24 protein-coding genes and 1 riboswitch are annotated in these 25621 nt (G+C 35.2%); of the genes, 20 read left to right on the top strand and 4 right to left on the bottom strand.

Annotated features, from left to right (window positions below; translation table 11 throughout):
• Positions 1-165 precede the first annotated feature (165 nt).
• A complete protein-coding gene (locus tag J4P91_RS13930; protein ID WP_207994656.1) occupies positions 166-1146 on the top strand; it encodes a DUF1835 domain-containing protein in 981 nt (326 codons plus the stop codon).
• A gap of 354 nt (positions 1147-1500) precedes the next feature.
• Here J4P91_RS13930 and J4P91_RS13925 read toward each other — a convergent pair whose 3' ends face one another.
• Entirely contained in the window at positions 1501-1959 is a 459-nt protein-coding gene (locus J4P91_RS13925) for a PQQ-dependent sugar dehydrogenase family protein (protein WP_207994609.1), read from the bottom strand.
• A 35-nt stretch (positions 1960-1994) separates the two neighbouring features.
• Here J4P91_RS13925 and J4P91_RS13920 point away from each other — a divergent pair, with 35 nt between their 5' ends.
• The 12 genes from J4P91_RS13920 to J4P91_RS13865 all read left to right on the top strand — a co-directional run bounded on the left by J4P91_RS13920 (position 1995) and on the right by J4P91_RS13865 (position 15313).
• Positions 1995-2597 carry a hypothetical protein gene (locus J4P91_RS13920; protein ID WP_207994608.1) on the top strand — a complete coding sequence of 201 codons (603 nt, stop codon included), beginning with the start codon at positions 1995-1997 and terminating at the stop codon, positions 2595-2597.
• Between the two features lie 73 nt (positions 2598-2670).
• A complete protein-coding gene (locus tag J4P91_RS13915; protein ID WP_207994607.1) occupies positions 2671-3522 on the top strand; it encodes a sugar phosphate isomerase/epimerase family protein in 852 nt (283 codons plus the stop codon).
• 12 nt (positions 3523-3534) lie between these two features.
• On the top strand, positions 3535-4332 hold the full coding sequence (locus J4P91_RS13910) for a TatD family hydrolase (RefSeq protein ID WP_207994606.1): 798 nt from the start codon (positions 3535-3537) through the stop codon (positions 4330-4332).
• Between the two features lie 14 nt (positions 4333-4346).
• Positions 4347-5177: a sugar phosphate isomerase/epimerase family protein gene (locus tag J4P91_RS13905; protein ID WP_207994605.1), complete on the top strand. Its 831-nt coding sequence runs from the start codon at positions 4347-4349 to the stop codon at positions 5175-5177.
• On the top strand, positions 5174-6052 hold the full coding sequence (gene eboC, locus J4P91_RS13900; RefSeq protein ID WP_207994604.1) for a UbiA-like protein EboC: 879 nt from the start codon (positions 5174-5176) through the stop codon (positions 6050-6052). The genes J4P91_RS13905 and eboC overlap by 4 nt, the downstream gene beginning before the upstream one ends.
• A gap of 32 nt (positions 6053-6084) precedes the next feature.
• On the top strand, positions 6085-7398 hold the full coding sequence (locus J4P91_RS13895) for an alkaline phosphatase family protein (RefSeq protein ID WP_207994655.1): 1314 nt from the start codon (positions 6085-6087) through the stop codon (positions 7396-7398).
• Between the two features lie 13 nt (positions 7399-7411).
• A complete protein-coding gene (locus tag J4P91_RS13890; protein WP_207994603.1) occupies positions 7412-8587 on the top strand; it encodes an inositol-3-phosphate synthase in 1176 nt (391 codons plus the stop codon).
• A gap of 484 nt (positions 8588-9071) precedes the next feature.
• A complete protein-coding gene (locus J4P91_RS13885) occupies positions 9072-10502 on the top strand; it encodes a PQQ-dependent sugar dehydrogenase (RefSeq protein ID WP_207994602.1) in 1431 nt (476 codons plus the stop codon).
• A 778-nt stretch (positions 10503-11280) separates the two neighbouring features.
• The gene (locus tag J4P91_RS13880) at positions 11281-11697 is read left to right on the top strand and encodes a hypothetical protein (protein ID WP_207994601.1); all 417 of its coding nucleotides are present in this window, start codon (positions 11281-11283) and stop codon (positions 11695-11697) included.
• Positions 11698-11906: 209 nt separating this feature from the next.
• A complete protein-coding gene (locus J4P91_RS13875; protein ID WP_207994600.1) occupies positions 11907-13142 on the top strand; it encodes a cytochrome P450 family protein in 1236 nt (411 codons plus the stop codon).
• A 277-nt stretch (positions 13143-13419) separates the two neighbouring features.
• Positions 13420-14691, top strand: coding sequence for an MFS transporter (locus J4P91_RS13870; RefSeq protein WP_207994599.1), 1272 nt, complete (start codon positions 13420-13422; stop codon positions 14689-14691).
• Positions 14681-15313: a Vat family streptogramin A O-acetyltransferase gene (locus tag J4P91_RS13865; RefSeq protein ID WP_207994598.1), complete on the top strand. Its 633-nt coding sequence runs from the start codon at positions 14681-14683 to the stop codon at positions 15311-15313. The genes J4P91_RS13870 and J4P91_RS13865 overlap by 11 nt, the downstream gene beginning before the upstream one ends.
• 32 nt (positions 15314-15345) lie before the next feature.
• Here the strand turns inward: J4P91_RS13865 and J4P91_RS13860 are convergent, their stop codons facing one another.
• Positions 15346-15765 (bottom strand): hypothetical protein, encoded by a 420-nt coding sequence (locus J4P91_RS13860; RefSeq protein ID WP_207994597.1) that lies wholly within the window; start codon positions 15763-15765, stop codon positions 15346-15348.
• A 191-nt stretch (positions 15766-15956) separates the two neighbouring features.
• On the opposite strand from J4P91_RS13860, the gene J4P91_RS13855 reads away from it, so the two are divergent.
• The gene (locus J4P91_RS13855) at positions 15957-16112 is read left to right on the top strand and encodes a DUF1540 domain-containing protein (protein WP_003204488.1); all 156 of its coding nucleotides are present in this window, start codon (positions 15957-15959) and stop codon (positions 16110-16112) included.
• 98 nt (positions 16113-16210) lie between these two features.
• Here J4P91_RS13855 and J4P91_RS13850 read toward each other — a convergent pair whose 3' ends face one another.
• Complete coding sequence (locus J4P91_RS13850; protein WP_207994596.1) at positions 16211-16708, bottom strand: PadR family transcriptional regulator; 498 nt, start codon at positions 16706-16708, stop codon at positions 16211-16213.
• Positions 16709-16848: 140 nt separating this feature from the next.
• Here J4P91_RS13850 and J4P91_RS13845 point away from each other — a divergent pair, with 140 nt between their 5' ends.
• From J4P91_RS13845 to J4P91_RS13835, 3 genes are all read left to right on the top strand, one after another.
• Positions 16849-18060, top strand: coding sequence for a cytochrome P450 (locus tag J4P91_RS13845; RefSeq protein ID WP_207994595.1), 1212 nt, complete (start codon positions 16849-16851; stop codon positions 18058-18060).
• 211 nt (positions 18061-18271) lie between these two features.
• A complete protein-coding gene (locus J4P91_RS13840) occupies positions 18272-19132 on the top strand; it encodes a Cof-type HAD-IIB family hydrolase (protein WP_207994654.1) in 861 nt (286 codons plus the stop codon).
• 321 nt (positions 19133-19453) lie between these two features.
• Positions 19454-21238: a PAS domain-containing sensor histidine kinase gene (locus J4P91_RS13835; RefSeq protein ID WP_207994594.1), complete on the top strand. Its 1785-nt coding sequence runs from the start codon at positions 19454-19456 to the stop codon at positions 21236-21238.
• A 92-nt stretch (positions 21239-21330) separates the two neighbouring features.
• Here J4P91_RS13835 and J4P91_RS13830 read toward each other — a convergent pair whose 3' ends face one another.
• Positions 21331-22011 (bottom strand): aspartate/glutamate racemase family protein, encoded by a 681-nt coding sequence (locus J4P91_RS13830; RefSeq protein ID WP_017149383.1) that lies wholly within the window; start codon positions 22009-22011, stop codon positions 21331-21333.
• Positions 22012-22168: 157 nt separating this feature from the next.
• A riboswitch (SAM riboswitch) is annotated at positions 22169-22283 on the top strand.
• A gap of 136 nt (positions 22284-22419) precedes the next feature.
• Here J4P91_RS13830 and J4P91_RS13825 point away from each other — a divergent pair.
• From J4P91_RS13825 to J4P91_RS13815, 3 genes are read left to right on the top strand one after another with little or no spacing between them, the layout of a single operon-like run.
• Positions 22420-22968: an ECF-type riboflavin transporter substrate-binding protein gene (locus J4P91_RS13825; RefSeq protein WP_017149384.1), complete on the top strand. Its 549-nt coding sequence runs from the start codon at positions 22420-22422 to the stop codon at positions 22966-22968.
• Positions 22969-22978: 10 nt separating this feature from the next.
• Positions 22979-24679, top strand: coding sequence for an ABC transporter ATP-binding protein (locus J4P91_RS13820; RefSeq protein WP_207994593.1), 1701 nt, complete (start codon positions 22979-22981; stop codon positions 24677-24679).
• Positions 24672-25499, top strand: coding sequence for an energy-coupling factor transporter transmembrane component T family protein (locus J4P91_RS13815; protein WP_207994592.1), 828 nt, complete (start codon positions 24672-24674; stop codon positions 25497-25499). Before J4P91_RS13820 ends, J4P91_RS13815 begins: the two co-directional genes overlap by 8 nt.
• Positions 25500-25621: the final 122 nt, after the last annotated feature.

Here is a 25621-nt window from a genome sequence, read left to right as displayed (position 1 = left end):
GTTTGATAAAAGAAAGTAATTTTTGCTACTTTTAAGTGAATTTAATTCATTATTTTTATTTTCAAGAGGTCTTTGTATGAGCTCTTCTGATATACTACAATTAACTGTAACATACGAAAGAGAGGATTATACGTGATAGAAAAACTGAATCAAATTATTAAAAATATGCCAGATGATGAAGCGAAATCTTTACTTCATCACATCTTAATTCAACTTGATTTAATGGAAACAGATTTAAGTGAAGATAGAGTAAAAATATTAACAGAAATCCCAAAACAACTCATTGAATCACAAAAACCTAGGCTACATATTAAAGAGAGTAAACATGTACATATTGCATTTGGTGACTCGCCAGCTGGGTGTATTAAGTACATGCTGAAACAAGCTAATTTAACAGAAGACTATGTAATTCTTTTCTCAGATGCATTCTCTATCGGGCCAATCCATCAATTGGAGTTAGAAGCTGGACAAGTAGGACGTCAGCAATGGCTATCTAGAAATTTAAATTCTTATGATCTTTATTTTGAAGAAGAATATTTATCAACATTTAGACAATCGATGGAAGAATTACAGTCTATTCCTCTAGATATACCAATCACAATTTGGAAAGCTGATAATGCGCATGAACATGTAGGTCTTTGTTTTGTACTTGCACATTTACAAGATCGAGATACTATTCAAGTAATTAACACATCAAAAGCATATAGAGAATTGCTTCCAGAAGCTTATGATATACGCGGGACAGGGGAGTTATCCCCAGAGCAATTAGCGATTATTTATGAGAAATATGAAAACTCCGCATCACTAACTGAAGAAGAACGAAAAGGTTTTGAACAAGAATGGAAATTATTATCTGAAACTACGGATTTATTACGAATTTGGAATAAAAACCAAGTTAAATCTGTACAAGAAGATTATTTCGATTCTTTCATCATTGAATGTGCAAAGAATTTGGAGAAAGAAAGAACAGAAGGAGATTTTTATAAGGCTCCAAGACTAATTGGCGAAGTTCTTGGGAATTTGGAACAGTCAGTTGGAGATGTTTTTCTTGAATATCGCTTGCGTAAGTTAATTCAACAAGGTGTATTTGAAATGGAGGGTACTTTGAAAGCGATGCGCTATTATAGTGTTAAATTAAAAAAGTGAAGGACAAACATTGGGACTCTATTTCAAATTTACAGTAGGTAAATTCCCAAGCTATATGACACTAAACTGTTAATATGTATAATAGCAAAAGGTGCCTATGTCACATAGGCACCTTTTTTGCATAAATGAGATTAGATACGAGAAGTTTTTATATTTAGATATCGTATTAAGATACTTCCGTTAGCTTTTATCATACTATTTCTATACTCCCCTTTATAGGAAGGAACACTAAAGGGAGGGAATGTGCCTGTCCATACTTGCTCACTTGAAACACCGGATAAATAATTTTATGTTCTAAAGTTTTGTCCGACTAGCGGAATAAAGGAGCCGGGATGTTCATGAAAAAAAAGAATATTACTTTACCCAACGGCTATTATCTTCACCAACCACACCGGAATTTGTAGCTGTTCTTTGCCCAAAATACATTTTTCCATCGGGACCAAAAATAACACGGTTGTTATGATGATCTCCAAGGCTAGGTAGTCCTGAAATAATATCCTTCTTGGAGCCATCTAGTCTTACAATAGTAATAAATCCTCGGTGCGCAACATAGATATTACCTTTGTAAAAAGTAATCCCGGTAAGTGGGGGGAATCCCGCAGCTATTACTTTTGTTCCGGTTGGAGTAAGCATTAACACCTTCCCATTTCCCGAAGCAATTCCAGCATCTGCAATTAGCAATTCCCATCGATCTGTAAACGTTAAGTTAATGGGAGTTGTAAGATTTTCAGCAAATACTTCCATTTTATATCCCAATGGAAACAAGATATCTTCTGGCTTTAAAATCCTTTCAATTGTATCACTACGATACATCAAAAAGCGCAAAGGAATGAATAGTATAAAAAGTGATGAATTGGATATTTTTAGGGGGTGTTTTAATCAATCGCTTTGTTCGCTATTGGTATCAATCGATGATAGAGACAGGTGCAAACTATGTCCATGTAAGAAAAATGGCCCTTGCAACCAAGTTAGTTATTACAGCCTTATTGAGTACATTTGCCACTATGTTTCAATCAGCGGGGGGCTTTATGCCTGGTATAGGTTTTCTGATTAGTTTTCTAGCGACATTACCAATTTTTTTAGCTACTTGCTTTTCTGTCCGCCAGGGGATCCTCTCTTATACACTTACGATTTTCCTTTTATTTATTATTCAGCCGAGTGAACTAATTATCTTTCCCTTTACAACAGGTTTATTAGGTATAGCGATGGGTGTGGCCTTTTTACATTTGAAGAGGAGAATTGTGGTTGTCTCCTTTTCAGCAATATGTCTTCTTACGGGTATTATGACGATTCTGTATGTATTCCGTTTTCCAGTGCTAGGCCCTGCTGTTGATACAACTATGGATTCAAAGGTTATTGCAATAATATTTATATTGAGTTTTCTTTACTGCTGGATCTTCGCGGAGCTTTGTAGAATACTCATGAATAGATTGTGTCAGGGATTGCCTTAAAAGTTGAGTAAAATCTTTTGGAACGAATAAGCGTTGTAATGCCACATATATTTGAAAAGAAGGAGGAGACAAGATGAAGCTGGCGTTTAGTACAAATGCATTTACAAGCTACACTTTGCCTGAATCTATTTCAGAGATTGGACGTTTGGGGTATAAGGGCGTGGAAATTTTAGCGGATGTTCCCCATGCTTTTCCACCTTTACATAATGCCCCTTGGGTTAGTGATGTGCAAAAAAGAATAGAACAATATGATCTCGAGGTATCAAACATAAACGGAAATACGGCAGCTGGATTTTTTTTGCATTCTACTGGAGAACCTACATTTGAGCCGTCCCTATGTAACGCGAGAGGAGAGGTGAGAAATCAGAGAATTGGATATACGAAGCAATTAATAGATTTAGCTGCAATGGTAAATGCAAAAAACATCAGTATTACAAGTGGTAGGTGTCTTTCTGAAAACCCACCAGATCAGGCCATTAATCATCTGATTAACTCATTAATGGAAATTATGGACTATGCCGAACGACGCGAAATCAACGTGGGGATTGAATACGAACCTGGTCTTCTAATAGAAAACGGCAAGGAATTGAGTGAACTGATTCAAATAGTAGGATCAAATAGGCTGGGAGCAAACCTTGATCTCGGGCATGCGGACGTGATAGGAGAAGATATTCCTGCTCTATTATCAAGTCTAAAGTCACGAATATGGAATATCCATTTAGAGGATATTGCAGATCACAAGCACTATCATCTCATACCTGGTAAGGGAAACATTGACTTTAATCAATTGTTTAATCATATAAAACAAATCGAATATACAGGATTCATAACAGTAGAATTATATACCTACAGTGACAATCCGGTTATGGCAGCAAAGGAATCTATCGAATTCCTTACACCATACTTTAAGAATAGCCATTTATGAGGGGGAAAACCTATGAAATATTTTGATCCGCATATCCATTGTTACTCCCGCACAACAGATGATTATGAAAATATGAGTCTGGCTGGCGTACGCGCTGTTGTGGAACCAGCGTTTTGGCTTGGAAGCGAACGCCGATATCCTGAGACCTATTTTGATTACTTCCAACATTTGCTTACCTTTGAGCCGCAGCGTGCTAAGCAATATGGAATCGATCATTATTGTTGCCTAGCTATGAATCCAAAGGAAGCAAACAACCTTGATATTGCATATCAAGTAATCGATGGACTGTCCGAGTACTTGCAACATGAGCGGTGTCTCGCGATTGGGGAGATTGGTTTTGATAGAATCACTTTAGAGGAAGAAACCGTGATGCGCAGGCAACTGAATTTGGCTAAGAAACTCCATATGTTGGTTATGGTACATACCCCCCACCAAAATAAGCGGGAGGGAACAAGAAGAACGATAGAAATCCTAAAGGAAGAAGGACTTGAACCTGACAGGGTATTAATAGATCATAATAATTCAGATACTATTGATCTTTCCATCGAGTATGGCGGTTGGAGCGGGATGACAATTTATCCGACAAAAGTTTCAACTGGCGAGGCAATTGAAATCATCGAACATTACAGCACAAATAAGATCATGATTAATACGGCAGCGGACTGGGGACCGTCTAATCCTCTTAATGTAGTAAAAACTGCGCTTGAGATGAGAAAGAAAGGGCATACGGAAAATATCATCCAAGAGCTAGTTTGGAATAACCCTGTCCGCTTTTATGAACAGTCTGGAAAGTTGAAACTAGATTCATAAGGGGTGAAAAGACCATGAAACTCGCATATAGCAGTAATGGATTTAAGAGATTTGACCTGTTAATAACAATCGACTTATTAGCTGGAATCGGATATGAAGGAATAGAAATCTTACTAGACATCCCGCATGCTTTTCCACCTGAAGTGACCAACGAGAAGATAGATAGGATTAAAGACAGGTTGAAGAAACGAAACATGACTATATCAAATTTGAATGCGTTCATGCTGTACGGAATAAAAGATAATTGGCACCCGTCTTTTGTTGAGGCTGATGAAGTAGAACGAAGACAGCGTATAGAACATACGCATAACTGCATTGACTTGGCTCGAAAACTCGGTGCAAAGACATTGTCTACCGAACCAGGGGGGCCACTCATCAATGTAGGAAGGGAATGGGCAAATAAAGTTTTTATTTCGGCAATGGAGGAATTAGCTGATCATGCCGAAAAATCTGGTGTAACAATTCTTGTTGAACCGGAGCCGGACTTGCTAATTGAAACATCTGATCAATTTATTGAATTCAAGAAGTCTGTTCCCTCCCAGGCAATTGGATTAAATTTTGACATAGGACATTTTTTTTGTGTTGGAGAGGATCCGACTACATTAGTTCATAAGTTGTTGCCCTATACAAAGCATTATCATCTGGAGGATATTGCCGAGGACCGTGTTCACGAACATCTCATTCCAGGGTATGGCGCTATTCCTATTCTTGAAGTTTTACAATCTATAAAGAAAACGGGCTATGATGGTTTTGTTACCATTGAATTGTACCCCTATGAAAGTCAGGCGATACAGGCTGCCACGGAATCTTATGACTATGTGCAAAGCATCATTAACAGCCTATGAGAAAGATTCGCACCTATTTTGAGCTCATACGATTTCCGAATACCTTTACAGCTATGGCAGATATATTGGCAGGTACTTGGATTGCAGGTGTAGTTTTGGATCAGAGCTACTTCATTCAGATTATCCTTCTCATGTTTGCAAGTGCATGTATATATGCGACAGGAATTATTTTAAATGACTTTTTTGATTTTGAAATTGATAAGAAAGAGCGACCTGAAAGGCCTTTGACATCTGGCCTCATCTCACTTCGTTCAGCGCTGCGTTTTAGTCTTGTACTCCTTACGGCTGGTGTTGTATCTGTATGTTTTGTGTCCAAGATAAGTTTTTTGATTGCGTGCATTCTCATTGTTTTGGTATTCGTTTATAATCGCTATTCAAAGCATCATGATGTTTTTGGCCCGTTGACAATGGGAATTTGCAGAGGAGTCAATTTGTTATTAGGGTTGAGCGTGGCAACAGATAAATTAGCGCAATTTTGGTGGATAGCGGGATTAGGATTTTTATATATTTTCACTGTTACTGTGATGTCCAAAGGCGAGGTTGGAAATGGCAGTCATCCGAATCGAGTTAGAATCATGGCAGGGTCGGTTTTAACGTGTGCTATTGTTATTTTATTCTTGCAATTCGACGGTACAAGGGGAGCAACAGTTATTGCTGTGATCTTTTTTTTGTTATGGACTTTTTCAGGGATTGTACCGGCACTAGCAAAGCCGACATCACCTAACATTAGAAAGGCTGTCGGAACATGTATACTAGGTCTTCCGTTATTGGATGGGGCGATTGCTGCTCCATTTGGAGGATGGCCAGCTTTTTTTTCTGTATCTTCTTTCCTAATTCTGAGTTATATCATGTCTCGTATCTTTCCGGTCACTTAGATGAAAGGATGGTATCTTTGGAGAAAAAAAACGTGGTTGTATTAGATATTATCAGTTTGACAGTGGAACATCTGAATGACGCCGAATTAACTCCGAATATTCAGGAATTATTAAAGGATGGTCAACATGCAAGAGTTAAGCCAGTATTTCCCGCTGTAACTGGTTCAATACAAGCTACTTATATCACTGGAACTCCGCCAGCTGAACATGGAATTATTTGTAACGGCCTCCCAAACTTGGATACTAAAGAAATTACAATGTGGAATCAGACGATGGTTCCAATTCAAGGCGAAAAAATCTGGGAGAAGTTGAAGAAAGAAGACCCGACAGCTGAAACAGCAGTGCTATTTTGGCAGTTCAGCAAGCTGAGCACGGCGGACTATGTAGTTACACCTGCCCCTATCCATCTCGATAACAAAATGATCTTGTGGTGTGATTCAAAGCCGAGGGACTTATACGGAAAATTGAGGGAGAAATATGGGGAATTTGACCTAAAAAGTTTCTGGGGCCCACTCTCCTCTGTCAAGTCCAGTAAATGGATCTTACATGCAGCAATAGATGTATTAGAAGACTACAAACCAAGATTATCGCTTGTATATTTACCCAATATAGATTATAACGCGCAAAGGTTTGGACCGAATAGTGAAGCTGCAAGGAGATCGGTTAAAGAAATTGATGATTTGATTGGAAATTTTATCGGGCAACTGGAAGAACGCGGATTAAGGGATCACACACGTCTCGTTGTTTTATCAGAATATAACTTCAAGTCAGTTAACAGACCTATCCTTATCAACCAAACGTTGAACAAAGAGGGATATGTGGCTATCAAACATGTTGAAAATATGGATTTTCTCGATTTAGAGATGTCGAGAGCCTTTGCCTTGGCAGACCATCAATTGGCCCATGTGTATATTCAAGACCCACATGATATAGGGGCAGTTAAGGAAATTCTTGAAAAAATCCCAGGTATAGCCGAGGTATGGGGAGAGGAGGAAAAGCGAGCTCATAAGATTGATCATGAGCTTTCAGGTCAGTTAATTGCAATTGCAGAACCCGACAGCTGGTTTGTATATTACTGGTGGCTGAATAGCGAACAGGCACCAGAATTTGCATACACTGTGGATATTCATAGGAAGCCCGGTTATGATCCAGTTGAGCTGTTTGTAAATCCAAAAACATTCCAAATCCCACTAGAACCGGATCGAATCAAAGGATCTCACGGTTTGCCGCCAAAGGACGAAGGGGATTATGTATCACTTGTAGTAACAGGGAACGATTTTGAACTTCCAGAAACATTAGAAGCGACCGAAGTCCATGACTTATTGTTACAACTTTCAAGAAAATAGAAGAGGTGAAAAAGTGACATATCAAACGGGTGTGTTATTCGTGGGGATGCTGGGTGCGGTTGCAACAACAACAATTTCAGGACTCTTTGCAGTCAATCAAAATCTTGCTCCGTTAAGGGGAGTTATTTCTTCAGAGAAGGAATTTGAGGCGCTGCAGCTAACTCCGCTTGACCAAATTGCTTTCGGTGGATGGGACATACAAAAAAATTCATTGATAGAAGCAGTAAAGAGTCATGGTATCATACAGGAACCTATTTTGCAGAAGATTGAAATGAATCTCAATGATGTTCCTGTTTGGCAAGCGCCACTGGCTAATGTGAATGATTTTGTCAAAGGAGTATATAGATTGAAAGGAGAGCCTGAGACTTTAGAGAGCGCAGTGGATAAGATACAAGAAGACATCGAGGTATTTAGGAAAAAATATGATCTTGAGAGAATTGTTATGATAAACACCGCTTCGACAGAAGAAAAAACAAAAACCCATTCGTTATATCAATCATTAAAAGCATTTGAGACCGCGTTAAGAGAGAATTCACCGGACATTCGACCGGGTATGCTTTACGCTTATGCGGCAATGAAGGCTAAATGTGCTTATGTGAACTTTACGCCGAGTGTGACGGCTGAGATACCGGCGCTGCAGAAGCTTGCAGAAATTCAGGGTGTTCCGACAGCAGGGAAAGATGGAAGGACAGGACAGACTTTATATAAACATGTTTTAGGGAAAATGTTCAAACAGCGAGGGTTGAATATTGTCGGATGGTACAGCACGAATATCCTAGGGAATCAAGATGGTGCAATTTTGGATCATCCGAGGCATTCTTCAACAAAGATTGATTCAAAATCCATTGGATTAGAACGTATACTAGGGTACAGTCATTTTGATCATAAAGTTAGAATTGATTATTTTCCTGTCCGGGGAGATAGAAAAGAAGCATGGGATACGGTTGACTTTGAAGGGTGGCTAGGAGAGAGAATGACGATGAAAATCAATTGGCTAGGCATTGATTCTATTTTAGCTGCTCCCCTTATAATTGACCTTTCCCGGTTTATGGATCATGCACTTCGGAAGGGGAAGGCAGGAATAATGGAGCACCTATCACTCTTCTTTAAATCCCCAATTGGAACAGATGAATATGCTCTTGATCAGCAATACCAAACGTTATTGGAGTATGTGAAACATTTTGAATAACAATGCTTAATCTCCTTAATTTAACGAATGTAATACATGATCTACAGTATAAGGCATCACTACGAACGTATGGTGATGTCTTATTTCATTAGAATATCAATCGATAACCTAGAGAGTAGATTGTTAGAGATGTACAGAGACAATAAAGTCTTTGCATACTGATGTGAAAAACTAAGAGCAAGGCTACAGTTTGTAAGTAGGATTGCCCTTTAAAGTTATTCAATCCGCAATAAATAAAATCGTAACTATTTAAAAAATGGATAATAAAGTTGTTTTAAAATAGATTTTACACCTTAATTGCGTTGAGTAATATAAACAGTTTGAAATTTTTATATATCCACCTTAATATCCACATAGAACCTACCAAAAACGTACCAAAATTAAAAGGAAATTTACCCAATTCCTCGGCCCTAATTTGATACTAATAGCACAGTTCTAATCATATTCTTATAAAAGAAGACAATAAGAAGGAGTGTAAAGTTAGTTGATAAAAGTTAAGGTTAGTTTACGACCCATTGTAAGTAAGATAAATTTACCTACTGTTTTGAAAACAGCTATACTTCCGGGTGACTCAATTGAAAGATTATTTATTGCAACCCAGGTAGGAGAGATCTTTTACACAGGAAACGGAGATATAAGGACTTTTTTAGATATTCGCCCGCGAATCATAAAACTAGGTGATTCTGAACTAGGTGTTTCTGGTAGTGGATATGATGAACGGGGATTGCTAGGGCTAGCATTTCATCCAGAATTTTATTATAACGGTCTGTTTTATCTTCATTATTCAGTAGCTGGAACACAAGGTCCAGGTGCTCTTCCTGAATCTTTTCAGCCTAACCCGTGTGATCCCAGAATTTTAAACCTAAGGTGGATAAATAGAGAAATTCAATATGATCATATTGATACAGTTGAAGAATGGATTTTACAATCGAATGGTCAACCTCAAAAACGACGGACATTACTTAACTTAAGAAGACCATTTTTTAATCATAATGGTTTCAATAGCTTAAACTTTTCACCTGAAACCGGAAAACTTGTTTTAACAACCGGAGATGGTGGTTCAGGCTATGATCCATTTAATTTAAGTCAGGACGACATGGAAATGGCTGGTAAAATAATTGAAATTGATGTAGTTAAGAATACATTTATCTCTAATCCCCCCGTAGTCACACGTTTTAATGAACTTCCCGCACCTATTCAGGAAACGCTTACAGTAATCGCCAAAGGGGTTCGTAATATACCAGGCATTTCATTTCAAAAGCTTTATAATCAATATATTAAATATGTGGGAAATGTCGGACAGGATTTGGTAGAGTCGATTTTTTCATTCGTTCATTATAAACAAATACCGGTTACACAGCTTATTCAAGCTTCATTAATGAACTCTACACCTGATCAAGAAGGATTTATAAACTTTGGCTGGCGAGGGTGGGAAGGTGCTTTTCCTACTTCGTTTATAAGGGGCTGCACTGCAGATCCGGCTTTGGATGAAAAAACAATCGCTTATTATGATGAAGCAGTAAAAACTTCAGTGAGGCGTCTTCAGCCTTTAACTAGTTATTTTCATAAAGATCCCCGGCCCAATAAGTTTGGGGGAACTGCACTTACAGGAGTCCAGCCATATATGGGGAATGGAATCCCAAATTTAACGGGAAGCGTTGTATTTACCGATCTTGCCCGGTATGAAGAATCTCGGCCTCCGGTTAGAGGGGTTTTAGCCTATACCAGAGTAAGGACAGATTGTAAACTAAATGATTTTAGTGTTATTGAAATCGATTATAATTTTGGATCTCAATCAGCTTATTATGTTAATTTGGGAACGAATCTGGATCAAACCAGACTATATTTAGGGGTTTATGGCTCTATGAAAGTGACTGATTTTAACCGAGGTACTGTTTTTGAAATTGTTCCGTGATTTATAATTATAAAATTCGACGGCTGGAGTATTTGTCATGCATTTATGACGATAAAGACAAAGAAGGAAAAAATTTTAAAATAGAGTGAATTGTAGCTTTGATATAAAGTTTGTTCAAAAATGTAGTTCTGAAAAGAAAATAGTAAAAGGATTAGTTTTACTGCGAATCAAATAAACCTCATGTTATCCATGAGGTTTATTTGTGTTGGACTAATAAAGGCATTTAATTCTGTTCTTTGGGTACTATAAAATTTTAGCTTGATGGTTATGGGGCACTCCACTATTTTGGGGACAGGCTCTGTACGCCTTACATAAATCCCCATAAGTTTTTAAATAACTTCTCCTAATAGTGGGGTACTTTCCAATAAAAACTTCTATTGTTTTATACTCTTTCACGTATAGTATGTAGTCTTTTATTATTAACTAATTTATTATTAAAAAATTATAGAAACATCGTGACTCTATTTCAAATTCATAGTAGTGATAAAACGAAGAAGAAGTCATAAAAAATAAACGTATCCAGCAAAGTGTTGATACACCTTAAAACTTCATTTTTAAACAACATGCTTCGTCGTGTAGTAATACTTATATTTCTTTAAATATTTTAGATTCAGTATTACCTATTAATAGGAGTCTTTTTTACTTCAAGATGAGAAGATGGGTTGATTGAACACTTAAAAATCTCCTCGTTATTTTGGGCTATATAAATAAGCTACATATAAAAACGATACGACATATGAATGGATAGAGTGATAAATCATAAGAGGTGATTTTTTCTATGTATAATCAACCAACGTATTTTCCATATGTAGAGTATAATCAAACACCGTATTATAATCCACACAACTTTGGATATGAACCATCTAGTGAAGTAAGAGAAACTGAGCATGAAGAATATCGACCTGATGATGCTGAAGACGCTCCAACGTCACCACCACCATCACAAGCGCCTTCTGTACCATCAACATTTGCTGCTCCTGTACAAAGCAGTAATATAAAATCATGGATGTGCAATTGTCTAGGAAGATGGGGATACTTACGTTTACATCGACCAGGACCTTTTGGAAGAGATTTATGGTTTTTCCCAACTGAAGTGAGAAGGAATGGAGTATCAGGGTACACTTGGCAAGACGGGCGTCGCCGGAAAGTAAGTTACCGATATCAACAAATTAGCAATTTCATGTGTTTCGCTTAGCAATAAAATAAACGGAGGGAAAGAAACTTTCAGTAGGCGAGAGGAAAAGACATTCTTCTTGCCTATTTTTTTGAAAATGTCATCGTTTTATTATTTTTCAATACTTAAAGTAAGATCATAACACTAAATTTACAATTTTCGCATTTTTATTAAGTTATAATTCATATATTGAAGTGATTTTTACAAATATATGAAAGTGAGGGAGTACAATGTCTTCTAAAAACAAGGTTGGTCAAAAAATAACAGATGGTATTCAGTTAGCTTCTCGGGAATTTAAAGAAGATGCCTATGACATTTATAAGGAATCACGCAAATTACAACCTATTTTGTTTGTATATAAGGGGGAATTGGGTACTGAATGGCTTATTACAAGATATGAAGATGCATTAGCATTTTTAAAAGATTCTCGTTTAAAGAAAGACCCTGAAAATGTATTTGAAAAAGTAGAGATTAATCCATTTCTTTCTGTAGACAATGGAGACTATTTAACGACTCATATGTTAAATTCGGATCCGCCCGATCATAATCGATTACGATCATTAGTCCAGAAAGCATTTACTCCCAAGATGATTTCACAATTAGATGAACGTATTCAGCATATTGCGGATAATTTATTAGATCATGCCGAACAGAAACGCTCTCTAAACCTTGTTAATGACTATGCGTTCCTATTACCAATCAATGTAATTAGTGAAATGCTTGGTATTCCAAAAGAAGATCAAGAGAAATTTAGAGTATGGTCTCATGCGGTAATTGCTTCACCTGAAACACAAGAGGAAATAATGGAAACGGAAGAAAAACTATCTGAGTTTATTACATACCTCCAATATTTAGTTGATGTGAAAAGAAAAGATCCAGAAGAAGATTTAGTTAGCGCATTGATTCAGGCGGAAAGCGAAGGAAGTAAATTAAGTGCACCGGAGCTTTATTCAATGATTATGTTACTCATTGTAGCTGGGCACGAAACGACTGTGAATCTCATTACGAATACAGTACTAGCATTATTAGAAAATCCAGATCAATTACAGTTATTAAAGGAAAACCCAGAGCTTATTGATTCCGCAATTGAAGAAGGATTACGTTATTATTCTCCTGTTGAAGTTACGACAGCACGCTGGGCAGCTGAACCTTTTATGATACATGATCAAGAAATTCAAAAAGGGGATATGGTGACTATTTCATTAGCTTCAGCGAATCGTGATGAGAATGTTTTTGTAAATCCAGAGGTTTTTGATATTACAAGGAAAAATAACAGGCACATTGCCTTTGGACTTGGGAGTCACTTTTGTTTAGGAGCACCGCTTGCACGTTTAGAGGCGAAAATTGCAATTACTACATTGTTAAAACGTATGCCTAATATACAAATAAACGGTGAGCGAGAAAAAATTAAGTGGCAAGGTAATTATTTAATGCGTTCTTTAGAGGAATTACCATTGTCTTTCTAGAATAAATAAATTGAGACACGCATACATGTTTGGTGACTTACATAAAGTATGTATGTGTGATTTTAAATCGAAACGGAAGGGTGAAGACATCCCAATGATCAACTAATTCTATTTTTTAAGAAATCTTCGTTATAAAACGAAATATTCTTCTGAATAGGATTAGTATGTACATTTTTATATGTAAAAGGGATGTATTTTCGCACTGCGAATAAACTGACTTTTATAATATGATGATGGTGCTGCCTCCTGTTCAGAATGTAGAATAGGGGGCTTTATTATGTCTATGAATGTAGAAGCGAAACAAAAGAGTAGTATGTCTGTAGTATTAAAAAATCGATTTGTGCAAGCAATTATTGCTTCAGCATTATTTCTCCAGATTGGAATTTGGATCCGAAACTTTGCGGTACTGCTGTATGTAATGGATATGACGAATGGTGATGCGTTTGCCATTTCTATGATTTCAGTTGCGGAATTTGCACCAATTTTTATTTTTTCATTTATAGGAGGCACATTCGCGGATAGGTGGAAACCAAAAAGAACGATGATTTGGTGCGAAACTTTAAGTTCATTATCTGTATTTGCAGTTCTTTTCACACTTATGTTTGGTACGTGGAAAGTTGTATTTTTTGTTACACTTATCTCTGCAATTCTTTCGCAATTTTCACAGCCTTCAGGTATGAAATTATTTAAACAACATCTATCTACAGAAGAAGTACAGTTGGCTATGTCATTATATCAAACCATTTTTGCGATTTTCATGGTATTAGGTCCTATACTTGGAACATTTATATTTCAAGCCTTCGGAATTTACACTTCTATTATTGTGACAGGTATTGCTTTTTTATTTGCGGCTTTAGTTTTGTTATTTCTGCCAAAAGATGTTGAAGAACAAGAAGAAAAGAAAAAAATGAGTTTGCTGCAAGAAATGGTGGATGGAATTAAATATGTAAAAGCAAAGAAAGCATTAACATTACTCGGTATTTGTTTTATGGCAGCAGGATTAGGGATTGGTTTGATTCAGCCACTCGGGATTTTTATCGTGACAGAACAATTAGGTTTATCAAAAGAAAGCTTACAATGGCTGTTGACTGTAAATGGAGCTGGGATGATCATTGGCGGAGCTTTAGCGATGGTATTTGCGAAAAATATCGCTCCGCAAAAGATGTTAATTTTAGGGATGTTTGCACAGGCAATTGGCATTGGTATCATTGGATTTTCGACAAATATATGGATCACACTTATCGCTCAGTTTTTCAGTGGCCTAGCTCTTCCTTGTATCCAAATTGGGATAAACACACTAATTATTCAAAATTCGGATACAGACTTTATTGGGCGAGTAAATGGGATTTTAAGTCCATTATTTACAGGTTCAATGGTGTTAACAATGAGTGTAGCCGGCTCATTAAAAGAAGTATTTTCACTTAGTACAATGTACGAAGGAACAGCATTACTATTTATTATTGGTTCATTATTTATTTTGCCAATATATAATTTGAAACCAGTAGTAGAAACTTCAAATGAAGGTGGTGCTGTCCAGCATGAATCCTAATTCGAATGTGAAGTATCCTATCGAAGGAAACAAAAGTGTTCATTTTATCAAAAATACAATAATAAAACCTAATATTATCGTTGGAGATTATTCTTATTATGATTCGAAAAATGGAGAAACATTCGAAGAGCAAGTACTATACCATTATGAATTTTTTGGAGACCGATTGGTTATGGGGAAATTCTGCTGTATAGCACCCGGTGTTACATTTATTATGAATGGCGCAAACCATAGAATGGATGGGTTTTCAGCATATCCATTTAATATTTTCGGTCATGGCTGGGATAAATTCACGCCTACACTTTCTGATTTACCGTTTAAAGGAGATACGGTAATTGGAAATGACGTATGGATTGGAATGGACACAACGATTATGCCTGGAGTTACAATAGGGGATGGGGTCATTATTGCTGCTAAATCTGTTATAACAAAAGACGTTCCACCATATACAATTGTTGGTGGTAATCCTGCTACTGAGATAAAAAAGAGATTTTCAAATGATGTAATAAATGAATTGTTAGAAATAAAGTGGTGGGACTTGGACATTAAGACTATTTCTAAAAATATTGATGTGATTGTAAGTGGAAATATGGATGCGTTGAAAAAATTATCAGACGCTTAAGTGTGAAAAATATGCAAAAAAGGATGACTCCATTATGAAAGGTGAGTCCTCTTTTTTTCATTCACTTTATCAATTTTATAAACAAAACCACCATCACACCAAAGATCATAATTAAATGTTTCTGGTTTAGATAGAAGGGTTTTGGAGCGTTCAACCCATTTTAAAATATCTGTATTTGTTGAACTTGCTGCACTTTGTAAGATGTTTTGAAGGTATTGTAAATCATATGTGTTTCCGTCAGTCCGAATAGCATCTCCAACTAATAGATATAAACAATGAAGAAAAAAAGTTTGATTAGGACAATTTGTATCACTTGCAATACTCAGTATAATTTCTGCTGCATTAGTGATAGTACAAACCGATAAGTCCCAGTCTTGCTCAGGGAAAACAGCATGTTCTGTATAGGCCCATTCCATAATTTCTTGTGTTGTAGGGTTCCACGGATCTTTCATTACACAATCTCCTTTATGATTTATTAAATAATAAATCAATTATATAACAGAGAAAAAGTTTGAGGAAAATGTTTTTCTTGTCCAATTTTTCATGATAATTAAGCAAGCGTAGTATCAATACAAAGAAAAAAATAGAAGTATCATACCTCCCAAATTTGTTAATGATAAAAGAATAAGGAGGTGTGATACTTATGGCACAAGATGTTTTATGCGAAGTAAATAACTGTAAATATTGGGGTAACGGAAACAAATGTAACGCAGATGCAATTTATGTAGTAAGTCATAAAGGTAACCAAGCATCTACAACGGAAGAAACTGATTGCAAAACATTTATTCCTGAAGCTTAAACGATAAAGGGTAACCGCAGCTGGTTGCCCTTTTATTAATTATAGTATTGATAATAAATTTCATTTTCATTCATTGTTTTTTCTTTTCTTGTTATTTTTTATATTTTTTTCATGAGAGAAGTAATCCAAGCTAGCTCATGTTCAATACGTGATTTACTATGCTGTACGACCTCAGAAATAAAAAGTGATGTTTCAGCTAAAGATTGAATGGAGCTTAATTGTGTGTATAGCACATTTTGACGAGTCATTAAAACTTCTTTTCGAGCTTCGTAATCCAGTTTCTCAAACAGTGCAACACGTACAAGAAATTCAGCATCATTAGCAGCTAGTTTCTCAGGGAACTCTCGCATCATTTCATAAAAGATTTCTTCACCTGTAGGAGTTAATGCATAAATGTTACGGTTTGGTTTACCTATTTGTTGATGAATCTTTTTTGTAATTGCTCCCATATCTTCAAAACGACGAAGAGTAGGATAGAGCATGTTATGATTCAATTCAAAATTTTCTCCAAGACGATTTTGAATATTTTTCTTTATTTCATAACCATACTTTGGACCAGAAGTTAATTCTGCGAGTAGTAAAATATCAACATACATATGTATCCCCCTAATTTTTTCTCAAGTTTATATCCGTAAATATCTCCTTTATATATGTTAAAATAACATATGTTAGTCTATACATCTTTGAACTGCCTACCTATTACTTTTTATTTTAAAAGAAAAGGGAGGAAAGAACTATGAATTCGCCTGAAAATGTGATTTTGGTTCATGAAATTTCAAAACTCAAAACAAAAGAAGAGCTGTGGAATCCTTATGAGTGGTATAAGCATATGAGGGAAAATCATCCGGTCTATTATGATGCGGAGCAAGATGTATGGAATGTTTTTTTATATGATGATGTGAACCGTGTTTTATCTGATTATCACCTATTTTCAAGTAGAAGGGATCGTCGTCAATTTTCCGTCCCGCCTTTAGAAACAAGAGTAAATTTAAACTCTTCTGATCCTCCAGAGCATCGAAATGTTCGCTCTATTGTTTCAAAGGCATTTACCCCAAGAAGTCTTCAGCAGTGGAAGCCACGGATACAAGCAATTGCAAATGAACTTGTACAAGATATGAATAATTATGGTGAAATTGATATTGTAGAGCAATTTGCCGCACCTCTACCTGTAACCGTCATTTCTGATTTATTAGGTGTTCCAACAACAGACAGGAAAAAAATTAAGATGTGGTCAGATATTTTGTTTATGCCATATAGTAAAGAGAAGTTTAGCGATTTAGATAAGCAGAAAGAAGTTGCTTTACATGAATTTAAAGCCTATCTTCTCCCGATTGTTCAAGAAAAACGATACCATCTGAAAGAAGATATTATTTCAGATCTGATCAGAGCAGAGTATGAGGGAGAAAGATTGACTGACGAGGAAATTGTTACATTTTCATTAGGGCTTTTAGCCGCAGGGAATGAAACCACTACAAACCTTATTATTAATAGCTTTTATTGCTTTTTAGTAGATGCACCTAAGGTATACAAACAACTAAGTGAAAGTCCAGAGTTGACTCCTAAAGCGATAGAAGAGGTACTACGTTATCGCTTCCCAGTTACATTAGCCCGTACTATAACGGAAGATACAACAATATTTGGACCAAAAATGAAAAAAGGTCAAATGATTATTACGTGGATAAGTGCTGCCAATTTAGATGAAAATAAATTTTCACAAGCAGATTGCTTTGATCTACATCGGCCTGGAAATGAAAAACATTTAACATTTGGCAAAGGGCCGCACTTTTGTTTAGGTGCACCACTTGCTCGTTTAGAAGCCGAAGTTGCATTAACTACATTTATTAGCAATTTTAAAAAGCTAGAGCTTTCTCCATCCTTTCATTTAGCGAACTGTATATTAGAGAATGAACAAACGTTAAAACAGCTTCCTATTCTTTTAAAGAAATGAAGCATAAAAAATAAAAACTCCTATTTTAAGTAGGAGTTTTTATTTTTTATAATATCTAAGATTTTTTCAAACGAACTGAAAAATATCCCTTGACCTGAAACGCTTTTCATAAATTATAACTAAGGTGTGCTTGACGATGCGAACATGGAAACGATACCTCGTTTGTGTATTTATACAAGTATGTTTATTTATAGAAAGTGGTGACGGAACAATGAAACTAATCGCAATTGATTTAGATGGAACTCTTCTTTCCGGAAATAAAATGATTAGTAAAGAAAACGCAGAAGCTATTCGGAAATGTCAGGAGCAGGGGCATATAGTAGTGATTTGTACAGGACGTTCTATAGTAGATATTGAACGTCTATTACTCGAAGCTAATTTACAATGTCCTATTATCGCAGAAAACGGTGCTCTTATTTATACGGATCAAAAAATGATGAAGCGATACCCAATTCAAAATACACAAGCATTTGAAATTGTCGAGTATCTTGAACGAAATCGTATGTATTATCAACTATATACAGATCGAGGTGTATACGTTCCGGCGTATGGTGAAGAAAGTGTAAATCAGGAAATAGAATGGATAAAAAGGTCAAAAAAAGATATAGATCAAGAAGAGCTAGAAATCATCGCAGCATTGTATCTTGAACATACAGCATTTCATATAACAGAAAGTTGTAAACTGATATTAGAAGAAGAGATTTATGTGCATAAACTTTTACCATTTTCCTATAATATCGAGAAATTACAAAAGTTAAAAAAGCATTTTCAACATAATACAGAGCTAGCAATTACTGCTTCGTATTGGCATAATTTAGAGATAAACCATTGTGACGCCCAAAAGGGGAATGGTTTATATACTTTAGCTGAACATCTTAATATTCCAGTGGAAAATACTGTTGCAATTGGTGATGGGTTAAATGATATTTCTATGATGGAAAAGGCACATATATCTATCGCAATGGGAAATGCAGTGGACGAAATTAAACGGATTTGTCACTATGAAACGCTATCGAATGAAGAACACGGAGTTGCACATGCTCTTTATCAATATGTCATGGTAAAAAAGTAAAAAAGAATCCATCAAGGATTCTTTTTTACTTTTTTATTAGGGGTAAGGTATTCTATGAGATTCATAGAAGCCTTATTACATTTTATTTTATAGAATATACTGGAAGAATTGTATATATTTTTTTGAATATTTTGTGAATTATTTGTGAATATCACATTTATGGCAATTGAATTATACACCATTTTAAACAATTTTTTATTGAAAAATAAAATTTATTTGAATAATTATGCTTCTACTATATACCTACGAGAACATTATTCGTATAATGGAGAAGCGTGAATAAAAAATGGTATTAATTTTACATATAGAGGTGGAAAGAGGATGAATGCTCGGCTATTGGAACTCATTGATGTGAACACAATAGAAACCATGGCAGAACAATTTTATAAATTAACAAATATTTCGCATCAACTTATTGATCAAAATATGGAATGTGTTTTTTCATTCGGTATCGATCAAAAAGAAAATATACAACTTACAAAGATTGAAATTCCGTTTTTTTTACATGAGCAACATCTTGGATCATTTGTTGCTTATTCAACAAAAAATGACATCCGTACTTGTCAAAAATACTTCGAAATGCTTTCAAATCTCATTGTAGATAGTGCAATGAATAAACTTCAAAACCAAACAAAAAATATACATTTACTTTCTCAAAAAGAAGAACAGCTACATACCATTTTACAAAATATGCCTATTTTAGTCGATGCTCTCGATAAAGATGGAAATTTCATATTATGGAATCGTGAATGCGAGCTTGTAACGGGCTATGTTGCGGAAGAAATTGTTGGAAATCCAAAAGCACTTGAATTGCTATACCCTGATGAAAGCTATCGCAAGCAAATCCAAAAGAAATTTTCTACTCGCGGAAAAAGTTTTCGAGATTGGGAAATGAATTTAACATGCAAAAATGGAGAAATAAAAACAATCATGTGGTCAAATATTTCAGAGCATTTCCCAGTACCTGGTTATAGTTATTGGGCAGTTGGCGTTGATATTACTCATCGAAAAGGAATTGAAGAGCAATTAAAACAACAAACTTCTGAGTTAGAGCTTATTTTCAAAGCATTACCTGATTTGTGTTTTGTAACTGAAGCTGATGGAACAATTATAGATTATAAGGCCGGTTCAACAGCTAAGTTTTATGTACCTGCAGAATCGTTTATGGGGAAGAAGTTTTACGAAGTCTTGCCATCACCTGTAGCACAGCAATTTCGTGAAGCAATTCACCAAGTACAACAAAAGGAGTCGACAGTCATAGTCGAATACCCGCTTACACTCAAGGGGAGTATTAGTTTTTTTGAAGCCAGGTGTTTACCAATGTTAAAAGATAAAATTATGATAATTGTTCGGGATATTACAGAACGCAAAAAGACTGAGGAGTTATTGAATAAATCAGATACACTTGCAGCGATTGGACAATTAGCTGCAGGCGTAGCTCATGAAGTAAGAAATCCGTTAACAGTGATTAAAGGATTTATTCAATTATTTCAAATTAACCAAGAAGAACAAGATAAATATTTTGATCTTATGCTATCAGAAATTGAGAGAATTGAAGCTATACTACATGAGTTTTTATCGATTGCAAAGACTGATGTCATTCCAACTGAAAAGAAAAATATTTGTTCGATATTAAGAAATGTCGTTTCGTTAATCAACACAAAGGCAATCATGACAAATATTCAAATTGATCTGCATATAGAACCAGAAGAATTAATGATTGATTGCTGTGAAAATCAATTAAAACAAGTTTTTATTAATATTTTACAAAACTCAATTGAAGCAATGCCAGATGGAGGGGAAATCTCTATTTTTGTGAAAAAATCAGAGCGTGAGGAAGTTATTATTAATATGGTTGATGAGGGCGTAGGAATTCCTGAAGAAAGAATAAAAAGGCTTGGAGAACCTTTCTATAGTACGAAAGAAAAAGGAACGGGTATTGGGTTAATGCTCAGTTATAAAATTATTGAAAGTCATCAAGGAAGAATTAGTATTATGAGTGAGGTGGGAGTAGGAACATCGGTTACTATTTATTTACCCCTGTTTCAAAGTGAGCAGGTTACTTTTCATTCAGCTATGCCCTCTATAACAGGCGCTTTGCAATAGAGATTAATGAGGAGATTATTTTCCCATTAATATAGGGCAATAATAAAGAAAAGAAGCTATCTTATCATTTGTAAGATAGCTTCTTTTCTTTATTATCCAGCGAATTGCACTGCAGTTTTAGCATGTAAAAAAGCAGTGTCAAATACAGGGATAGAAAGATCTTTCTGTGAAATGAGTAGCGGTATTTCTGTACAACCTAATAAAATTCCTTCTGCACCATTTCCAATGAGCTTTTGAATGATTTGTAAGAAACAATCTTTGGATTGCTGTGAAATAATGCCTTTACTTAATTCTTGAAGAATGACATGATGAATGAAATTTCGTTCTTCTTCTTTCGGAATAATTGTTTCAATACCATAATTAGCTAGTCTTGTTTTGTAAAAATCTTGTTCCATTGTCTGTTTTGTTCCAAGTAAACCAATCCGTTTCACATCATGTTCAACAATTTCTTCAGCACTTACATCACCAATATGAAGAAGGGGGATAGATATTGCTTGTTCTACTTCTTCCGCAAATTGATGTACTGTATTTGAACACATAAGTATACAATCTGCACCAGAATATTCTACTTTTTTTGCTACTTGAACGAGTTGATTTTGCACTTCCTCATATTGTTGATTTTGTAATAAATTTGTCACTTCACCAAAATCCATACTATATAAAACAAGCTTTGCATTATGATTATATTGAGATAGAGTTAGCGTATTAATATGTTTATAATAAAGAGATGTTGATTCCCAACTTAATCCACCAATTAATCCAATTACTTTCATGTCCAATTCCTCCCGCTAACATGTTTGTAACGTTAATTATTCCATAATTCCGATAAGAATACAATGATTTGTTTGATAATTTCACATAAAAGTAAAAATAATAAGAAAAATATTGAAATCAATTTGCATTAGTACAATAATACAAATTACAAACGAATACTTATCTAGAGAGGTGGAGGGAACGGCCCTATGAAACCTCAGCAACCCTTATTTACTACAAATAGGAAGGTGCTAATTTCGCAAAGGACAGATTGTCTTTTGAAAGATAAGAGGATCATATATTCATATGCAAATGGCCTCTTATAGCAGAGGTCATTTTTTATTGGGGGGAGGGCAGTGAAGACTCATAATTCAGTATTTTTTTACATAGGACTAATAGAAACTAACTAGAATGAGAGGGGAATTCATATGAACAAATTATCTACAAAATTAGTTGTAGCAATCGGAATTGGTTCTGCAATATATGGTGTACTAGGTCTGTGGGGGTTTTCAATTGCTCCAAACACATTTATTAAGCCTGCCATAGCTATATTAACGATCTTTAGTGCAATTTTCGGGCCATTTGCAGGACTTTTGATCGGGCTTATCGGTCATACGGTCACAGATACGATTGCTGGATGGGGAATTTGGTGGGGATGGGTAATTAGTTCAGGTATTATTGGATTTACGATGGGACTTGTACAAAAGCGAACAAGTTTCAGCGTAAAAAATGGAACATTCCATAATCGTGATATTTCATATTTTGCTGTAACAGGTTTAATTGGGATTGTCATTGCAATTATATTTGCCGGTGCTTTCGATATTATCCTCATGGGAGAGCCTTTCGATAAAATTGTTATTCAAGTACTTGGTGCAACGATTGCAGATGTCCTTGTTTTCTTAATTCTTGGTTTACCAATTACACTTGGATTAGCGAAAGCAAATAAAAAACATACACATTTAAAAATTGAAAAGTAGGGATATTACTATGAATCCGATTATTTCTTTTGAACAATTTACATTTCAATACCAGCGGGTAAAAGAGCCTACTTTAAGGGATGTTTCATTTCATATTTATCCAGGAGAAAAAGTGTTGATTGCCGGCCGAAGTGGATCAGGAAAATCAACATTGGCCCATTGTATAAATGGGCTTATCCCTTTTTTCTATGAAGGTTCAAGCACTGGAAGAATTTCAATATGTGGTAAAGATCCACGAAAAGGCAGTATTTTTGAGCAAAGTAAGCATGTGGGAACTATTTTACAAGATCAAGACTCCCAGTTTATTGGTTTAACTGTAGGGGAAGACGTTGCTTTTTCGTTAGAAAACGATTGCGTGGAACAGAAGAAAATGAAGGCTGTTGTTATGGACTCACTGCAGAAAGTACAGATGCATACATTTCATTCACGAAGCCCACATGAATTATCTGGTGGTCAAAAACAAACTGTCTCTCTTGCTGGACTACTAACGACAGATGCTGACATATTACTATTTGATGAGCCATTAGCAAATTTAGATCCCATAAGTAGTTTGAAAACAGTAGAACTTATTCAAAAGGTACATCAACAATTAAATAAAACAATTGTTATTATTGAGCATAGAATAGAAGAAATATTAAAATTAGACCTTGATAAAATCATATTAATAGAACAAGGGGAAATTGTAGCAATCGATTCACCAAAAAGGATTTTACAAACAAATATTTTACAAACTATAGGGTTAAGAGAACCTGTATATATTGAAGCGTTAAAAAATCTAAAAATGAATATTTCAAATGAAGAAATATATCCAATTGAAACTTTAAATAATGAGAAGTTAAATAAAACGGTGAAACAATGGATGTTGAACGCTACTGCTTCTAAAAAACAACAAAAAAAAGAAATCTTATGTCAAATAGAGAATCTCTCATTTTCATATTCTCACAAAAATTTTACATTAAAGGATATAACACTCCCTATACGAAGGGGAGAAATTTTAGCATTATTAGGTCATAATGGTGCAGGTAAATCTACATTTGCCCATATATTAACGGGAATGAACAAAGCTAAGGAAGGAAAAATTATAATTGATAATGAAAATATAACTTCATGGTCTATTCGTAAGCGTGGAGAAGTAATCTCATACGTCATGCAAAATCCTAATCACATGATTACACAATCTACAGTTTGGGATGAAGTTGCTTTTTCATTAAAATTACAGAAGGCTTCTATTGCAGAAATAAATAAACGAGTGGAAGATGCATTGCAAGTTTGTGGGTTATATCCATTTCGAAATTGGCCGATTCAAGCGTTAAGCTACGGGCAAAAAAAGAGGCTTACCATTGCATCAGTTTTAACATCAAATCCAAAGCTTATCATATTAGACGAGCCAACAGCAGGACAAGATTATTTTCATTATAAACAATTTATGTCTTGTATAAGTCTATTAGCAACACAAGGCATATCATTTATTTTTATTACACATGATATGAACCTAGCTTTAGAATATGCAGATCGTGCGGTTGTCCTTCATAAAGGGAAAATACTTGCTGATGATACTGTTCCAATCGTATTAGCAAGCAGCATAATATTACAACAAGCTAATTTACAGGAGAGTTCGCTAACAACATTAGCAAAATTAAGTAAAGTTCCTTTCCCAGAAGTTTTTGTACAAATGTATATGGAAGCAAAAAGGAGGGGGGATTATGAGTAAATCAGATTTATTTTATATAGACAATCATACATATTTTCATCGTATGGATGGCGCAATTAAATTGTTATTATTTATAATTTGGATGACTCTTACGTTTATATTTTTTGATTTTCGTATTTTACTATGCTTGTTTTTCATTGGTTGTTTAGGATTAGTGGTTGCTAAAATCCCTGTAAGAAAAATTGGCATTATTTTTAGTTTCTTTTTCACATTTAGTATGCTAAATTCAGTGATGATTTTATTAATTACACCAACCCATGGATCTGAGTTAACTGGTACAAGTACTGCATTCTTACATATTGGATATGCTACGATTACATTCGAAACATTATTCTATGCTCTTACGCTCTCATTAAAGTATTTTACGTTATTACCATTTACACTTATTTTCATATACACGACACACCCAAGTGAGTTCGCAAGCAGCTTATATAAAATTGGTTTACCTTATAAGATTGCCTATGCAATAAACATTGCGCTACGTTACATACCAAATATACAAGCGGAATACAAGTTGATTAAGCACGCTCAAGAAGCCAGAGGTGTACCATTTGAAAGAGGAGAGGCAAATTTTTGGAAATGTATTAAAAACCGGGTACTCATTTTTTGGCCACTTGTTATTCAATCTTTAGAGCGAATCGATACCGTTTCAAATGCGATGGATTTACGAGGATTCGGAAAAAAAGAGAAGCGAACATGGTATTTTACAACAAAGGCAAAACAAGAGGATTATATAGGACTCATTATTGGCATTATAATTTTATTACTTGCCATTTATCTAAAATTCAATGTTTTCAAAGGGTTTTGGTATCCATTGTAAGTTTTTTCGTTGTTATGGGGATAAAATTTAGGCGCTCAGCGGAGTGTCTTTTTAATTTTATCAAGACATGCTCCAAAATCACATAGATACATACTGTATAATACGAACCCGTTAATAAACGA

Source organism: Bacillus sp. XF8, from assembly GCF_017498755.1.
Classification (GTDB): domain Bacteria; phylum Bacillota; class Bacilli; order Bacillales; family Bacillaceae_G; genus Bacillus_A; species Bacillus_A bingmayongensis.
This window is presented reverse-complemented; position numbering and strand designations above follow the sequence as displayed.

What these genes read in the sequence shown, in the direction of transcription:
- J4P91_RS13930 (WP_207994656.1), top strand. Translation starts at nt 166, where the DNA reads ATGCCAGATGATGAAGCGAAATCTTTACTTCATCACATCTTAATTCAA.
- J4P91_RS13925 (WP_207994609.1), bottom strand. Translation starts at nt 1,959, where the DNA reads ATGTATCGTAGTGATACAATTGAAAGGATTTTAAAGCCAGAAGATATC.
- J4P91_RS13920 (WP_207994608.1), top strand. Translation starts at nt 1,995, where the DNA reads ATGAATTGGATATTTTTAGGGGGTGTTTTAATCAATCGCTTTGTTCGC.
- J4P91_RS13915 (WP_207994607.1), top strand. Translation starts at nt 2,671, where the DNA reads ATGAAGCTGGCGTTTAGTACAAATGCATTTACAAGCTACACTTTGCCT.
- J4P91_RS13910 (WP_207994606.1), top strand. Translation starts at nt 3,535, where the DNA reads ATGAAATATTTTGATCCGCATATCCATTGTTACTCCCGCACAACAGAT.
- J4P91_RS13905 (WP_207994605.1), top strand. Translation starts at nt 4,347, where the DNA reads ATGAAACTCGCATATAGCAGTAATGGATTTAAGAGATTTGACCTGTTA.
- eboC (WP_207994604.1), top strand. Translation starts at nt 5,174, where the DNA reads ATGAGAAAGATTCGCACCTATTTTGAGCTCATACGATTTCCGAATACC.
- J4P91_RS13880 (WP_207994601.1), top strand. Translation starts at nt 11,281, where the DNA reads ATGTATAATCAACCAACGTATTTTCCATATGTAGAGTATAATCAAACA.
- J4P91_RS13875 (WP_207994600.1), top strand. Translation starts at nt 11,907, where the DNA reads ATGTCTTCTAAAAACAAGGTTGGTCAAAAAATAACAGATGGTATTCAG.
- J4P91_RS13870 (WP_207994599.1), top strand. Translation starts at nt 13,420, where the DNA reads ATGTCTATGAATGTAGAAGCGAAACAAAAGAGTAGTATGTCTGTAGTA.
- J4P91_RS13865 (WP_207994598.1), top strand. Translation starts at nt 14,681, where the DNA reads ATGAATCCTAATTCGAATGTGAAGTATCCTATCGAAGGAAACAAAAGT.
- J4P91_RS13860 (WP_207994597.1), bottom strand. Translation starts at nt 15,765, where the DNA reads ATGAAAGATCCGTGGAACCCTACAACACAAGAAATTATGGAATGGGCC.
- J4P91_RS13855 (WP_003204488.1), top strand. Translation starts at nt 15,957, where the DNA reads ATGGCACAAGATGTTTTATGCGAAGTAAATAACTGTAAATATTGGGGT.
- J4P91_RS13850 (WP_207994596.1), bottom strand. Translation starts at nt 16,708, where the DNA reads ATGTATGTTGATATTTTACTACTCGCAGAATTAACTTCTGGTCCAAAG.
- J4P91_RS13845 (WP_207994595.1), top strand. Translation starts at nt 16,849, where the DNA reads ATGAATTCGCCTGAAAATGTGATTTTGGTTCATGAAATTTCAAAACTC.
- J4P91_RS13840 (WP_207994654.1), top strand. Translation starts at nt 18,272, where the DNA reads ATGAAACTAATCGCAATTGATTTAGATGGAACTCTTCTTTCCGGAAAT.
- J4P91_RS13835 (WP_207994594.1), top strand. Translation starts at nt 19,454, where the DNA reads ATGAATGCTCGGCTATTGGAACTCATTGATGTGAACACAATAGAAACC.
- J4P91_RS13830 (WP_017149383.1), bottom strand. Translation starts at nt 22,011, where the DNA reads ATGAAAGTAATTGGATTAATTGGTGGATTAAGTTGGGAATCAACATCT.
- J4P91_RS13825 (WP_017149384.1), top strand. Translation starts at nt 22,420, where the DNA reads ATGAACAAATTATCTACAAAATTAGTTGTAGCAATCGGAATTGGTTCT.
- J4P91_RS13820 (WP_207994593.1), top strand. Translation starts at nt 22,979, where the DNA reads ATGAATCCGATTATTTCTTTTGAACAATTTACATTTCAATACCAGCGG.
- J4P91_RS13815 (WP_207994592.1), top strand. Translation starts at nt 24,672, where the DNA reads ATGAGTAAATCAGATTTATTTTATATAGACAATCATACATATTTTCAT.